This window comes from Euzebya sp. (assembly GCF_964222135.1).
In the GTDB taxonomy this organism is placed as follows: Bacteria; Actinomycetota; Nitriliruptoria; order Euzebyales; family Euzebyaceae; genus Euzebya.
Window position 1 is genome coordinate 20260 of the sequence record NZ_CAXQBR010000086.1, and the last position, 14280, is coordinate 34539.

General features: G+C 72.4%; 15 protein-coding genes and 1 pseudogene. 9 read left to right on the forward strand and 7 right to left on the reverse strand.

Annotated features, from left to right (window positions below; all coding sequences use genetic code 11):
- Positions 1–62: 62 nt before the first annotated feature.
- The 5 genes from ACEQ2X_RS18880 to ACEQ2X_RS18900 are packed head-to-tail and all read left to right on the forward strand — an operon-like array spanning position 63 to position 4737.
- Entirely contained in the window at positions 63–521 is a 459-nt protein-coding gene (locus ACEQ2X_RS18880) for a helix-turn-helix transcriptional regulator (RefSeq protein ID WP_370327408.1), read from the forward strand.
- A gap of 5 nt (positions 522–526) precedes the next feature.
- A complete protein-coding gene (locus ACEQ2X_RS18885) occupies positions 527–937 on the forward strand; it encodes a VOC family protein (RefSeq protein WP_370327409.1) in 411 nt (136 codons plus the stop codon).
- Positions 934–3297, forward strand: coding sequence for an ATP-binding cassette domain-containing protein (locus tag ACEQ2X_RS18890; RefSeq protein WP_370327436.1), 2364 nt, complete (start codon positions 934–936; stop codon positions 3295–3297). Before ACEQ2X_RS18885 ends, ACEQ2X_RS18890 begins: the two co-directional genes overlap by 4 nt.
- A 9-nt stretch (positions 3298–3306) precedes the next feature.
- Positions 3307–3888 carry a YdeI family protein gene (locus tag ACEQ2X_RS18895; RefSeq protein WP_370327410.1) on the forward strand — a complete coding sequence of 194 codons (582 nt, stop codon included), beginning with the start codon at positions 3307–3309 and terminating at the stop codon, positions 3886–3888.
- Positions 3889–4737: an alpha/beta fold hydrolase gene (locus tag ACEQ2X_RS18900; protein WP_370327411.1), complete on the forward strand. Its 849-nt coding sequence runs from the start codon at positions 3889–3891 to the stop codon at positions 4735–4737.
- A 9-nt stretch (positions 4738–4746) separates the two neighbouring features.
- Here the strand turns inward: ACEQ2X_RS18900 and ACEQ2X_RS18905 are convergent, their stop codons facing one another.
- Positions 4747–5292, reverse strand: a complete 546-nt coding sequence (locus ACEQ2X_RS18905) for a cell wall-binding repeat-containing protein (protein WP_370327412.1) — start codon at positions 5290–5292, stop codon at positions 4747–4749.
- Here ACEQ2X_RS18905 and ACEQ2X_RS18910 point away from each other — a divergent pair.
- Entirely contained in the window at positions 5286–5747 is a 462-nt protein-coding gene (locus ACEQ2X_RS18910; protein ID WP_370327413.1) for a hypothetical protein, read from the forward strand. The two genes, ACEQ2X_RS18905 and ACEQ2X_RS18910, sit on opposite strands and share 7 nt — an antisense overlap.
- 689 nt (positions 5748–6436) lie before the next feature.
- Here ACEQ2X_RS18910 and ACEQ2X_RS18915 read toward each other — a convergent pair.
- Both ACEQ2X_RS18915 and ACEQ2X_RS18920 read right to left on the reverse strand, forming a co-directional pair.
- A pseudogene (locus ACEQ2X_RS18915) lies at positions 6437–6778 on the reverse strand (alpha/beta fold hydrolase); the annotation flags it as partial.
- Positions 6779–6797: 19 nt separating this feature from the next.
- On the reverse strand, positions 6798–7106 hold the full coding sequence (locus tag ACEQ2X_RS18920; RefSeq protein WP_370327414.1) for a putative quinol monooxygenase: 309 nt from the start codon (positions 7104–7106) through the stop codon (positions 6798–6800).
- A gap of 103 nt (positions 7107–7209) precedes the next feature.
- Here ACEQ2X_RS18920 and ACEQ2X_RS18925 point away from each other — a divergent pair, with 103 nt between their 5' ends.
- Positions 7210–8151 (forward strand): GlxA family transcriptional regulator, encoded by a 942-nt coding sequence (locus ACEQ2X_RS18925; protein WP_370327415.1) that lies wholly within the window; start codon positions 7210–7212, stop codon positions 8149–8151.
- 190 nt (positions 8152–8341) lie between these two features.
- On the opposite strand, the gene ACEQ2X_RS18930 is transcribed toward ACEQ2X_RS18925, so the two are convergent.
- The 3 genes from ACEQ2X_RS18930 to ACEQ2X_RS18940 form a co-directional block, all read right to left on the reverse strand.
- Positions 8342–9013, reverse strand: coding sequence for a hypothetical protein (locus ACEQ2X_RS18930; protein WP_370327416.1), 672 nt, complete (start codon positions 9011–9013; stop codon positions 8342–8344).
- Positions 9014–9112: 99 nt separating this feature from the next.
- A complete protein-coding gene (locus ACEQ2X_RS18935; protein WP_370327417.1) occupies positions 9113–9757 on the reverse strand; it encodes a hypothetical protein in 645 nt (214 codons plus the stop codon).
- Positions 9758–9853: 96 nt separating this feature from the next.
- Entirely contained in the window at positions 9854–11314 is a 1461-nt protein-coding gene (locus ACEQ2X_RS18940; protein WP_370327418.1) for a serine/threonine-protein kinase, read from the reverse strand.
- 471 nt (positions 11315–11785) lie between these two features.
- Between ACEQ2X_RS18940 and ACEQ2X_RS18945 the strand changes: the two genes are divergently transcribed.
- Positions 11786–12475 (forward strand): hypothetical protein, encoded by a 690-nt coding sequence (locus ACEQ2X_RS18945; protein WP_370327419.1) that lies wholly within the window; start codon positions 11786–11788, stop codon positions 12473–12475.
- 3 nt (positions 12476–12478) lie between these two features.
- On the opposite strand, the gene ACEQ2X_RS18950 is transcribed toward ACEQ2X_RS18945, so the two are convergent.
- The gene (locus ACEQ2X_RS18950) at positions 12479–13027 is read right to left on the reverse strand and encodes a hypothetical protein (protein WP_370327420.1); all 549 of its coding nucleotides are present in this window, start codon (positions 13025–13027) and stop codon (positions 12479–12481) included.
- A gap of 457 nt (positions 13028–13484) precedes the next feature.
- Between ACEQ2X_RS18950 and ACEQ2X_RS18955 the strand changes: the two genes are divergently transcribed.
- A complete protein-coding gene (locus ACEQ2X_RS18955) occupies positions 13485–14270 on the forward strand; it encodes an ABC transporter ATP-binding protein (RefSeq protein WP_370327421.1) in 786 nt (261 codons plus the stop codon).
- The last annotated feature ends 10 nt before the right edge of the window (positions 14271–14280 follow it).

Below are 14280 nucleotides of genomic sequence, written 5' to 3' on the forward strand. Positions count from 1 at the left end.
CCGGGCAGCCTAGCCCTGCCGGCCGCTGTGGGGCAGGCCCACGACGTGGCAGGATCGCCGCGGTGAGCGACCGACCGACCACGACCCCGCCCCTCGAGGACCTCGCGCGGCTGCGACGCGTGCGCGACCGGATCGACCGGGACTACGCCAAGCCGCTCGACGTGGACGCGCTGGCACGCGGGGTGCACATGTCCTCGGGGCACCTGAGCCGCCAGTTCAAGCAGGCCTACGGCGAATCGCCGTACTCCTACCTCATGACCCGACGCATCGAGCGCGCCATGGCGCTGCTGCGACGTGGCGACCTGAGCGTGACCGAGGTGTGCTTCGCGGTGGGGTACGGCTCGCTCGGCACGTTCAGCACCCGCTTCACCGAGCTGGTCGGCGTGCCCCCGAGCACCTACCGGGACCGGACCACCCGCGCGGCGGAGGGCATGCCGCCCTGCGAGGCGAAGCGGGTCACCCGGCCCCTCAGATCGATCAGGAACGGAGAAGCGCCGGCCGCCCCCGCGGACCTACCGTGACCGCCATGGACATCACCATCCACACCACGTTCCTCCCGCACAGCGACCCGGAGGCCTCGCTGGCCTTCTACCGCGACACGCTCGGCTTCGAGGTCCGCAAGGACGTCGGCTACGAGGGCATGCGCTGGATCACCGTCGGCCCTCCGGGTCAGCCGGGCACCTCCATCGTCCTGCACCCGCCGGCGGCCGATCCCGGCATCACCGACGACGAGCGCCGGACCATCACCGAGATGATGGCCAAGGGCACCTACGCCTCGATCATGCTGGCCACGAAGGACCTCGACGGGACCTTCGATCGCCTGCAGGCCGGCGGCGCGGAGATCATGCAGGAGCCGATCGACCAGGACTGGGGCGCCCGCGACTGCGCCGTGCGCGATCCCGCGGGCAGCACCGTCCGCATCCAGCAGGTCGACTGACGCCCGTGCACGTCGCCGACAGCCACGACCTGATCCGCGTCGTCGGGGCGCGCGTCAACAACCTCCGGGACGTCTCGGTCGAGATCCCGAAGCGTCGGCTGACGGTCTTCACGGGCGTGTCCGGCTCGGGCAAGAGCTCCCTGGTGTTCCACACCATCGCCGCGGAGTCCCAGCGCCTCATCAACGAGACGTACAGCGCCTTCCTGCAGGGCTTCATGCCGTCGATGGCGCGCCCGGAGGTCGATCTCCTCGACGGGCTCACCACCGCGATCATCGTCGACCAGGAGCGCCTCGGCAGCGACCCGCGGTCGACCGTCGGCACCGCGACCGACGCGAACGCGCTGCTCCGCATCCTCTTCAGCCGCCTGGGCGACCCGCCGATCGGGTCGCCCCGGGCGTACGCGTTCAACATCCCGTCGGTCACCGCGGTGGGATCGATCAAGAAGGGGAACAAGAAGGCGGAGACGGCCACCTTCGAGGTCGCCGGGGGGATGTGCCCGCGCTGCGAGGGGAGGGGGCAGATCTCGGGATTCGACCTGACCCAGCTGTACGACGACGCGAAGTCGCTCAACGAGGGCGCCGTGACCGTCCCCGGCTACAGCATGGACGGCTGGTACGGCCGGATCTTCCGGGCCTGCGGGTTCTTCGACCCCGACACGCCGATCCGCGACTTCACCGCCGACGAGCTCGACGCCCTGCTCCACAAGGAACCGACCAAGGTCAAGGTCGAGGGGATCAACGTCACCTACACCGGTCTGATCCCGACCATCGAGAAGTCGATGCTGTCGAAGGACCGCGAGGCGATGCAGCCCCACATCCGGCGCTTCGTCGACCGCGTGGTGACCTTCACCGACTGCCCCGAGTGCGACGGCACCCGGCTCAGCAAGGCCGCCCGGTCCTCACGGATCGCCGGGGTCAGCATCGCCGACTGCTGCGCGATGCAGATCAGCGACCTGGCCGAGTGGGTCCGCGGCCTCGACGAGCCCTCCGTCGCGCCGCTGCTCGAGACGCTCCAGCGCACCCTCGACTCGTTCACCGCCATCGGCCTGGGGTACCTGTCCCTCGACCGGCGCTCGGGCACCCTGTCGGGCGGGGAGTCCCAGCGCACCAAGATGATCCGCCACCTCGGGTCGGCCCTCACCGACGTCACCTACATCTTCGACGAGCCCACCATCGGGCTGCACCCCCACGACGTGCAGCGGATGAACGACCTGCTGCTGCAGCTGCGCGACAAGGGCAACACGGTCCTGGTCGTCGAGCACGAGCCCGAGACGATCGCGATCGCCGACCACGTCATCGACATCGGGCCCGGTGCGGGGACCGCCGGGGGCACCATCTGCTACGAGGGGTCCGTCGAGGGCCTGCGGGCCAGCGACACCGCGACCGGGCGGCACCTCGACGACCGGGGCGCCCTCAAGGACGCCGTGCGGACCCCCACCGGCACCCTCGAGATCCGCGGGGCGGACGTCCACAACCTCGTCGACGTCGACGTCGACATCCCCCTCGGGGTCCTGGTCGTCGTCACCGGCGTCGCCGGGTCGGGGAAGAGCTCGCTGATCCACGCCTCGATCCCACCGGGCGAGGACGTGGTCAGCATCGACCAGAGCCCGATCCGCGGGTCGCGTCGCAGCTCGCCGGCGACCTACACGGGGCTGCTCGACCCCATCCGCAAGGCCTTCGCGAAGGCCAACGGCGTCAAGGCCTCGCTGTTCAGCGCCAACTCCGAGGGGGCGTGCGAGGTCTGCAAGGGCAACGGCGTCATCTACACCGACCTGCCCACGATGGCGGCCGTGGCCACGCCGTGCGAGGAGTGCGAGGGCAAGCGGTTCAAGGCCTCCGTGCTGGACCACCACCTCGACGGCCGGGACATCGCCGAGGTCCTCGCCATGTCGGTCACCGAGGCCGAGCCGTTCTTCGCCGACGGTGACGCCCGCACGCCGGCTGCGCACCGGATCCTGCGGCGTCTGGCCGACGTCGGGCTCGGCTACCTCCGCCTGGGCCAGCCGCTCACCACGCTGTCCGGCGGCGAGCGCCAGCGGCTGCGCCTAGCCAGCCAGATGGGGGAGGGGGGCGCGGTCTACGTCCTCGACGAGCCCACCACCGGGCTGCACCTGGCCGACGTCACCCAACTCCTGGCCTTGCTGGACCGGCTCGTCGACGACGGCCGGTCCGTGATCGTGATCGAGCACAACCAAGCCGTCATGGCCCACGCGGACTGGATCATCGACCTCGGCCCCGGCGCCGGTCACGACGGCGGGCGGATCGTGTTCGAGGGCACCCCGGCGGACCTGGTCGCCGCCCGGTCGACGGTGACGGGGGAGCACCTGGCGACATACGTCGGCGAGCCGGCGGTGGCCTAGGGTCGGGGCATGGAGCACCACGCCGACGTCGACGCGTACCTGGCCGCCAGCGAGCTGTGGCCCGAGGAGGCCCGCGCGCTCTGCGAGGTCCTGCGGGGCTGCGGCCTCGAGGAGACCATCAAGTGGGGCAAGCCCACCTACGTCCACGACGGCGCGAACGTCCTGATCGTGCAGGAGTTCAAGGACTTCCTGGCCCTCATGTTCACGAAGGGCGCGCTGCTCGACGACCCCGAGGGCGTGCTGCACAGCCAGGGCGAGCACACCCGCTCGGCCCTGCGGATGCAGTTCACCTCCGTCGAGGAGGTGACGTCCCGCGCGGCGGTGATCGCGGACTACGTCGACCGGGCCGTCGCGGTCGAGGACGCCGGCCTCGAGGTCGGCCCCGCACCCGAACCCGACCTGCCCGAGGAGCTGCGCGAGCGGCTGGCGTCGGATCCCGAGCTGAGCGAGGCGTTCGACGACCTCACCCCTGGCCGCCGGCGCAGCTGGGCGATCCACATCGGCGATGCGAAGAAGCCCGAGACCCGGGTGTCGCGGGTCGACAAGGCGGTCCCGAGGATCCGCGCGGGCAAGGGCCACAACGAGCGCTGAGTGCCCGCCCAGACGATCCGCCGCATCGACGTCGGCGACACGACCCTCCCGCTGGCCGACGACGGCGGTGACGGCCCGCCGGTGCTGTTCGTGCACGGCGCGGTGGCGGACCTGCGGCTGTGGGACCGCCACCGGGCGCTGCTCGGGGGCCGGCACCGCGGGATGGCGCTGACCCTCCGGTACCACGGGCTGGACCCGTGGGCCGAGGGATGGCCGCCGTACGGCGTCGGCACGCACGCCGATGACCTCATCGCCGTGCTCGAGCAGCTCGGACCGGTGCACGTCGCCGCGTGGTCCTACAGCGGGCAGGTGGTCCTCGACGTGGCGCTGCGCCGGCCCGACCTGGTGCGGAGCGCGCTGGTGCACGAGCCGGGCGTGCCGAGCGCGGTGACCGATCCCTCGGCCCTGGCGGCGTGGCGGGCGGCGGCCGCGGCCGCGTTCGCCCCGGTGGAGGCCGCCCTGGCCGCTGGCGACGACGTGGCGGCGATGACCGCGCTGCTCGACAGCTCCGGCGGTGGGCCCGACTACGTCGCGTCCCAACCGGCGGCCTCCCGGCGGGTGCAGGTGGAGAACGCCCGGACCGTGCGGTTGCTGTTCGCCCAGCAGCCGCCGCCCCGGATCGGTCCCGCCGAGCTCGCGGACCTCGCGGTCCCGGTGCGGATCACCCTGGGGGAGCGGAGCGGTCCCCTCTACGCGGTCCCGGCCGCGGCGATGCAGGTGGCGATCGCCACCGCGACCCACCGGGTGGTCCCCGGGGCGGGCCACATGTGGCCCGACGAGGACCCGGCAGCGTTCAGCGACGCGGTCGTCGCGCTGATCGCCGAGGTCGGGTCCCCGCCGGGTTTCTGAGCTGAGTCCTCAACACCGCCCGAGGCTGTCGGTGAGGCCGTCGCCGACCTGCGCGGCGGGGACGAGGAGGAGGGTCGGGACGGGGGCGCCGGTCGCGCAGATCGCCGCGCCGGTCTCGGTGGGCAGCCGGTCGAGCTCGGTCAGCAGGATCGGCTGCTCGGTCGTCGCGGCCAGGCTGGCGCCGGTGAGGGCGAAGGCCCAGCCGTCCTCGGTGCCGCCCGGGGTGATCAGGAACCCCGCGGGCTCGACGGGCCAGAGCTGGTCGGCGATGGCGGCGGCGGTGGCGAAAAGGTTCGGCCCGGCGACGCGGGTGTGCGCAGCGCCGAGGGCGGTCGCGGTCGCATCGGTGACGGCGGCGTCGCCGCCGAGGACGACCAGCTCCGCGTCAGGCCGGTCGCTGAGCCATGCCTCGGTGGCCGGGTGGGGGGCGTCGGTCGCGGTGAGGAGGATGGGGGCTCCGCGCGGAGGCCGACCCAGCCGGCGGCGAGCAGCGTCGCGACCGCCCCCACGGCCATGGCAAGCCGCCGCGGGGGCATCGACCTCGACGAGTGACACGGGGCCGGCCGACACGGCCGCAGTTCACCAAGGCCGCCGCCGCCGACATCCGCCGCCTCGCGACAACCGACCGGGCCCTCGCGGAGATGGCGCTCCGTCTGGCAGTCCGGATCCACGACGGCCACGTCGACGGCGTCCCCCTCAACGACCGGACCAAGACCGGTGACCTCCGCGACTGCTACAAGGCGCCGTTCGGCCACGACCCGCTCAACCCCACCCACCGACTCGTCTACCGGCGAGTCGGCGCGGCCCTCGAGGTGGTGGAGGTCATCGCCGTCGGACCCCGCCAGGACGACGCGGCCTACCTGATGGCTGGACTGCGGATGGACCGGATCACCGACCCCCGCCGCTCCCTCGCCGAGAGGATCGTCCACCGCGTCCTCACCCGCTTCAGCGCGCCGACCGACGGCCCAGTGTCAGGTCTCAGTGAATCTGCGCAATGGGTAGGCCGATGAGCAGGAGTTGTGCTGCGCATCTCTGTTGCGGGGACGGCTACGACGGTGTGGGCTCCCGGGGTGGCCACACCATCTCCCCTCCCTCTCCAGGTCTCCCCGTACCCAGAGGGGTACTGAGGGCACCCGGTCTGCCTTGCTCTCGAGGTCGCCGCGGACGGGCCACCAGGCGCGCTTGGTGAGCGGCCGGCCGACGATGGCTTCGCCCGCCGCCCGCAAGCGCTGCGGGATCCGCGTGCCGTCTCCGAACGGGCGTTGGAGCAGTGCCTCGGTGAGCTCGGCGATCTCCGGAGCGAGAAGAACCGTGGGGAGGGCTGGGAGGACCGGTCGACCTCGGAGCGCCGGTGCGGCTTCCAGCACCCGCTCTTCGGCGACCGTTGCGAGGTTGCCCCACGTGCGCCAGTGTTCGACAGTGCGAAGGGCGAGGAGCACGTCGTGTTCGACATGGCGCCAGGCGTGGCGCTGAACGATGACGTTCAGACGGCGCTGGGCGTCGGCGATCGCGGGCCGCACGCTGCGCGGGCCGTTGACGAGTATCCGTTCGTGAGTGTCGCCGGCGAAGAACCAGGGCCTGAGCCAGGCGGCCCTGTGGGCATCGTCTCGTTCGATGAGGCAGTCCGTGCATGGATTGCATCGCCCGAACGGCCCGACCGGGACGTGTCGTCGTTGGATGCCGTTGGTGAACGGATCGCTCAGGTCAGCGCGGTACGGGTCACGGGGTTGCCGAGCAGGGTGGGCAGCGCGCCGCGGATGGCCCGGACCAGCTTGACCGACGCGAACAGCGTGCTGTGGAAGACCTTGGCCTGCACGTCGGTCCAGAAGCCACCTGGGTCCAGTGCCACGACATCGCGGCCGAGTCCCCGCCGGGCCATCCCGAGGACCAGGCGGGCACCCATCGACGAGCCGGCCATGTCGACGTCCTCGAGCCGCTGCGCACGCATCCACTGCTCGAGCGCGTCCGCGGTGGCGGCCACCGTCTCCTCCGACAGCGCCGGGGTCCGGCCGTGGCCCGGCAGGTCCGGCGCGATGACCGTCCGGTGGGGTCTGGTCTGGCTAGGGGAGCTTGACCGCGAGAACGTCGGCCGGGAGGATCTCCGGGGCTGCGCCGAGGAGCTGCTGGTTCGACGTCAGGGCTTCGACGATCGCGCCGTTGGCGTGGGCGTTTCGAGCGTCCTCATCGCGGAACGCGTCGAAGATCCAGAAGGTGTCGGGGTCGGTTCGGACTGCGAACCAGACGATGGTGCCCTCCTCCTGGTTCGCGAGGTCCACCGCGCTTGCCAGCAGGGTGGCGAGCGCGTCGTGCTGGCCATCGGCCGCGACGATCTTCGCAACGAAGGCGTAGGGGAGTGAAGGGGCGGACATCGGGGTCTCCTTGGGTGTCGAGTGGTTGTGGTGCGACGCCAACGTACGCGGAGCTTCCGGGCAGGACGATGGCGCATGCGACTGGTTTGCTATCGTTTGCGTCATGCGACTTGGCATGATCGCCCTCGACGGCTGTTTCGGTTCGGCCGTCGCATCGATGATCGACATCGTGCGGGTGGCTGACGGAGTTCGGGGCGACGTCGACGCAGGCGCCGGCCCGATCGAGCTCGCCATCGTCGGGCCGAAACGACGGGTGACGACGTCGACGTCGATGATCCTGCCGGTTCGGCATTCGCTGTCGGAGCTGGGTGACTTCGACGTGATCGTCGTCCCTGCCCTGGGCACCCTGACCGCCGAAGCCACCTTCGACGCACTGCGAAGCCGAGGTGCGCGTTCGGTCATCCAGGCGCTTGGCCGGCTCGATGGTGCATCCACCCGGATCGCTGCTGCATGCACCGGTGTGTTCGCAGTGGCCGAATCCGGACGTGCGCACCGCCGGCGGGCGACGACCAGCTGGTTCCTGGGCCCGGAGTTCCGGCGGCGCTACCCGACCGTGGACCTCGATCTGGACACCATGGTCGTCGTCGACGGAGGTCTTGTCACTGCGGGGGCCGCCTTCGCCCACATCGATCTCGCGCTGTCACTCGTGCGATCGATCAGCCCCGACCTCGCGCAGCACGTCGCCCAGCTGCTCCTGATCGACCACCGCCCATCGCAGGCTGCCTTCGTCGCCTACGAACACCTGCAACACGAAGATCCGATCGTCGTGGACTTCGAGCGCTACGTCCGCGCCCGCCTGGACGAACCGTTCGACGTCGCGTCCGCAGCCCAGTCGATCGGCACCAGTCGGCGAACCCTCGAACGACGAACACGATCGGCGCTCAACCTCACTCCGCTCGGCTTCGTCCAACGGCTTCGCATCGAACGAGCTCGTCACCTCTCGGCGACCACCGACCTCACCTCCGCTGAGATCGCCCTGCGGGTCGGCTACGCGAACGCCGAGACACTCCGCTCCCTCCTGCGCAGAGATCGACACCGAGCCTGAGCGCAGTGGCTGCCCCATTCGCAGGTTTCGTGAGACCTGACAGGCCCCAGACCGTTGACTCGGCCCCAGCCTGGATCCGCCCGGTGCCACATAACGTAGATTATGTAAACTGCTCCTGGATCGCACGTCCAGGATGTGCAGGTCGGCCACCTGAGCGGCCCACCTGCACATCGGACGAGCCAGCCCGCGGTCAGTCGTCCGCGCGGTCGGTGCCGGCGAACTGACGGCCGGCCCGCTCGACCTGGAGCCCGTCGTGCAGCTGGTCCTCGGTCAACCACACCGTCAGGGTCCCGTCGGAGCTGACGTGGTCGACGCGGATCGGGTCGTAGGCCGCGAGGCGCTGGACGTGGGACTCGTCGTCGTCCCACACCGCGACGGTGACGCCGCGCTGGGCGGCCGGGACGGTGTTGGACATCCGGGAGCCGATGATCCCGCCGACGAACCAGGCCCCCGTGGCCCCGAGGATCGCGCCCGTGATGACCATCCACATGATCCGCATCCACAGGGGCTGGCCCCCGAGGTCGATGGCCCACGCGAGCGGGATGAACAGCGCGCCCACGACGATGGCCGCGAGCACCGTGATGGGCACGGCGCCCCACAGCATCTCCTTGGTGTGCGCCGGCAGGCCGGGGCCCATCAGCAGGCCCTCGCTCTCCTCCTTCATCTCCGACCGCAGCTCGGCGACGACGTCCTCGCGCACGTCGACGCGCGTCTCGATGCCGTCGCGGGCGAGGTCGGCACGCAGCGCGTCGGCCGTGGGCTCGTCACGGACGACGACCAGCAGGTGGGCGGGGTCACCGACCGCGCGCGGCTGGCCTGACATCCGCTGCTCGGGTGTGGGGCGTGCGTCGTCGATGCTCATCTGGGGGGCCTTCCGGTCGTCCTCCTCGTGACCGTGGCCCTACCCGGCACCGTCCCGGCGATCACCACCCGACGGTGACCCCGGCTCCGCCCCGACCGCTCAGGCGGTCAGCTGGTACCGCTTCGGCGCCCGGCCGGCGGCGCCGGTCTCGACCGGGTCGAGCTCGGTGAGTCGCCCCATCTCCTGCAGCTTGTCGAGCACGGCGCGGACCGTCGACCGGCTCGCATCGGCGCGGTCCACCAGGTCGTTGATGGTGAAGGGCCCCTCCCCCATCGCCTCGTACACCTTCTCCATCGCGCTGCCGGCCTCGAACGGCCCCTCCCCGTCGCCACCCGGTGCGGCTGCCACCGGCGCATCGGCCGCCGGGACCGCCGCCTCGTACGCGAGCTCGGCATCGGGGTCGGCGTAGGCGCGGGCCTCCTCCGAGATCCCCATCCCGGCCTCGCGGAGCACCTGGAGGGGCACGCCCTCGTAGAAGAAGTCGTCACCCGTCACGCGGTTCGCCTGCGACCACTGCCCGGCGAAGGCGATGAAGTCCGCCTCGAGGTCCGGCAGGTAGGTGGCGGGGTCGGAGGCGCGGCGCCACTCGGCGCGGAGCAGGACGCGGCGGACGGGGTCGGTGGCCTCGGCGATCTGCGAGGCGAGCTCCTCCACCTCGTCCCAGTCGACCGCCGTGTTGGGGTCCTGCAGCGCTTCCAGGTACGCGCGCACCGCTTCGTCGGCGACTCGAGCTCCCCGAACCATCCGTTCCTCCTGTCGACGTGGCGTCACCCGGCCGGGTGGGGCCGACGGGATGCTAGCAAGACCCCGGTTCGCCCACCGCCTGGCGCGACGGAGCGGTCAGCTGCCGCCGATCTCGACCTGGATCTCCCGCGTCACGCCCTGCAGCGCGTCGAGGAGGGGGCGCAGCGCCACGTCGGTGATGTCGAGGCGGTCGATGCCGTCGCGGACCTCGGCGGTCATCTCGACCGCGGACTGCAGGGCGCGCTCCCACCGGTCCTCGTTGACCGACTCGACCAACCTGAGGGACAGCGTCCGCAGGCGCCGTTGGAGGGAGGGGTCGGTGGCCCGGAGGGTCTCCGACGCCTCGAGGACGCGCAGCACCTCGCGGGTGGCCTCGTCGACCGGCTCATCGCCGCGCACCGGGTCACCGTCGTCGTCGCGCAGCAGCGCCATCGCCGCGAGCGCGATGGCTGCCACCAGCGCGAGGCCCAGGACGCCGGCGACGAGCGCCACGAGCACCGCCCGCACGTCCCACCGCGAGCCGGCCGCTGTCGGCTGCTCCCCCGAGGTGACGTCGTCGGCGAGATCCGGTGGGGGTGCGCCTGGCGGGGGCGTCGGCGGGGGGACGCGGTGGCGGGCGCCGGAGTCGTCAGACGGCGGATCCCACGGGGACGGGCTGCTCGGGTCCGCGGTCGGGGTCACCGCCGTGGGCAGCTCGTCGGACGCGATCGCGGACGCCGTCGAGCGGGCCGTGAGCTCGAGCGGATCGAGGGGGGGCGGGGGGACCTGCCCGCGGAGGACCTGCTCGACGAACGCCGCGGTCGGTCGGCGGGCGGGGTCCCGCCGGGTCATGGCCAGCAGCAGGCCGATCCAGTTGTCGGGCATGTCCTCGGGGACGGCTGGGTCCCGACCCAGCCTGGCCATGGCCGCCTCGACCCCGGTGCCGCTGAACGCCCGCCGCCCGGTGAACGCCTCGATCAGCACCAGGCCCAGGGAGTAGACGTCCGCCGCCGGACCGACGGCGGAGTCCTGCAGCTGCTCCGGTGCCAGGTACGCCGCGGTCCCGATCGTCGTGCCCTGCCGCGTCACCAGGGTCGCGTCCACCAGCCGGGCCACGCCGAAGTCGGTCAGGTAGCCGTCGCCCGACTCGTCGATGAGGATGTTGGCCGGCTTGATGTCGCGGTGGACGACCCCCCGGTCGTGGGCGTGCGCGAGCGCCCCGGCGACCCGGGCGGCGATGCGGACCACGTCGGACTCCGCCTGCGGTCCCTCCTCGCGCAACCGGGTGGACAGCGACTCCCCCTCGACCAGCTGCATCACGAAGTAGGGGCTGTCGTCGGGGGTCCGACCGGTGTCGAAGAGGCGCACGATCGCCGGGTGCGACAGGCGCTCGAGGATCGACATCTCCGCGACGAACCGGTCGGGGTCCGCGGCCTCGCCGACCCGCATGACCTTGACGGCCACCATCCGCCCGGACTGGGTGTCCTCGGCGGAGTAGACATCGGCCATGCCACCGCGGCCGATGGAGTCGGTGAGCCGGTACCGGTCAGCGAGGACCTCGGGACGCCCCTCGGTCATCGCCCTGGCCCAGACCGTGTCTGAGGGGGCATCGACCGTAGTCTGGCAGAAGACGTCCGGGGAGATCGCCAATCGCCCCGGCCTCGTGCGACGTCCACGCCGCCGACGAGGGCGGCGTGGCAGGATGTCCCCGGCGCACGCGAGCCCCGCTCCGAGCGGCAGAACCACCCATGTCCGACGACGTCAGCGACGACCGCCTGGATCGCCTGCGGGGCGATCTCGCCGCGTTGCGCGCCAAGACGGCCGAGGAGTTCGGCGTGGAGCTGGTCGGCCGCTCCCCGGCCGCCGGCGAGGCGCCGGTCAGCGACGTCCGCACCCGCCGTCCGCCCCCAGACCGGTCACCGTCCCCGCGGGGTGCCGACCCGGACGCGACCCCGAGGGCCACCGACGTCCCCCCGATCCTCGAACCCCCCCACCCCCACCCCCCCCGCCCCCCCCGCGCCCGCGCCGGTCGTCGGCGGCCCCCGGCCGGTGGACGCGGACGAGGCGGGCGACGCGGACCACCGGGCACCGCCGCGACGGCGATGGCGCGCCGGCACCCCCCGACCGCCGCGGCCCCCGCGCCGGTCGCCGTTCCGACGACGGCCCACCCGCCCGCCGTCACGGCTCGCCGTCCCCGCCCCCATCGAGGTGCGGCGCCGTCCCGGCTACCTGGCCGGTCCGCGCTGGCCCACCTGGACGTGGGTGTCCGGCGTCGCCGTCGCGCTCGTCGCCCTGCCGTCGGTGGCCCAGCTGGCGTACCGGCTGGCGAAGGCGATGGAGCAGACCTCGTTCCTGCTCGGCGCCGACCCCACCCGCACCGACCACCTCAGGGCGGCCGCCGGGGTCGCCGGCGGCGGTATCACGATCGCCCTCGCGATCGCCGCCCTCGCCGTGGTCCGGGGACGACCGGGCTACCTCACCGCCGCGGCGAGCGCGCTGGTCCTCTTCGGCGTCTTCCCCTTCGTGGCCGCCTCCGCGAACGCCGGGATCGTCGCCGCACCGGTCCCGCCGTTCGAGGAGCTGCTGCGCCCCGTCGGCTGGGGCTACCACGGCGCCCTCACGGCGACGTTCTGGGTGTGCGCGGCGGCGCTCGTCGCGGCCGTCGCCGACCTGGTCTACCGGAGCGTGGCCGCGGTGGCGCACCACCAGGGGTCGCGTCGCCGGGAGCGCGGGCGCTAGGCGCTAGAGCCGGAACCACACCGACCCGCCGCCGGTCCCCGCGACCTCGAGACGGATCTTGGCCAGCTCCTCCTCCGGCACCACCCAGCACCACTGGCCGCGGATCTCCTGGGACTCCCTGACGGGCTGGCCGGTGTCGAGGGGGTCGGGGAGGATCCCGCAGTCCTGCCCCAGCGGGAAGGTGCGGCCCGCCGGCGTGCCGAGGGCGGCGGTGATCGTCCCGCGCACCACGGCCGGTCCCCGTCCGCGCCGCTCGAGGACGACCTCGACCATCACCTGGCGGTGCCCCTCCGGCGGCGGGGCGTTGAACTGGTTGGCCGCCGCGATGCGCTCGGCGGCGTCGTCGTCGGAGTCGACCACCCGCAGCGCCCACACCCCCACGTCGGCGGAGCGGCCCCGCGGGATCGGGTCGACCACGCTGCCGGGGGTCGGGGGCGCCGCGGCGACGTCCTCGGCCTCCGGCCCGCTCCCCCGCTCCAGCCACAGGCCGGTCGCCACCCCGGCGCCGAAGACGACGAGCAGCACGACGATCGCCGCCGCGACGCGCGGCACGTCTACCGGGGTCCCGTCGGCGTCGGCACGTGCACGACGGTGAGCGTATCCGGTGGCTCCGTCGCGGCGGCCGACCGTGGGCGCAGCCGAGCGTCGGCGCGATCGGGGCCTCCTTCGCCTCACGGCGACGTCGGGCGCGATCCTGGCGCGAGCTGGCGAACCCCGACTGACCGGCCAGACTGTGATTTCCACAAGGTGAGACCCCGTCCCAGGTCCCGGGACCCCCTGAAGTTGCGCGACAAGTCGTGGATTTGTGATTAGTCTCCCTCAACCGGTTCGCGCGATGTCCAGGATCACACCCCCTGGGCGGAGCCGGCAGGCGGCCACCACCCCCCGGCAGCCGACCCGTGGGATGAGCCGATCCGTCCCGCACCCCCAACCGGATCACCACAGGCGCCGCACCGTCGACGCCACGGCGATCCCGCACAGCACGGACCGCTTGACATGTGGAGGGCGCATGCTCGAGGTGTCGAACCTCGAAGTCGTCTACGACGACGTCGTACTGGTCCTGCGTGGCGTGAGCCTGCAGGTCCCCGAGGGCAAGATCGTGGCGCTGCTCGGCGCCAACGGAGCGGGCAAGACCACCCTGCTCCGAGCCATCTCCGGGTTGCTCGACGTCCACGAGGGCGAGATCACCAAGGGGACGATCACCCTCGACGGCCAGCCGATCGCCGGGCTGGCACCCGAGAAGGTCGTGGAGGCGGGGGTGAAGCAGGCGCTCGAGGGACGGCGGATCTTCGCCGAGTTCACCGTCGAGGAGAACCTCCGCGTCGGCGCCCACACCGACACGAGCGCGCTCAAGGAGAACATGGAGCGCGTCTACGACCTGTTCCCGGTGCTGCGGGACCGGCGGCGGTCGACGGCGGGCTACCTCTCCGGCGGCGAGCAGACGATGCTCTCGATGGGGCGGGCGCTGATGTCCAACCCCAAGTACCTGCTGCTCGACGAGCCGAGCCTGGGCCTCGCCCCCCAGCTCGTCGACCAGATCCGCGACCTGATCGTCGAGATCAACGGCCAGGGCGTCACCGTGCTGCTGGTGGAGCAGAACGCGACGATGGCCCTCGGGGTGGCCGAGCACGGCTACATCATGGAGACCGGGAAGGTCGTCATGGACAAGCCGGCGAAGGCGCTGCTCGAGGACGACGACGTCCGGGAGTTCTACCTCGGGCTGGCCGAGGAGGGGCACGCGAAGTCGTTCCGCGACGTCAAGCACTACAAGCGCCGGAAGCGGTGGCTGTCGTGACGGGGGGTGC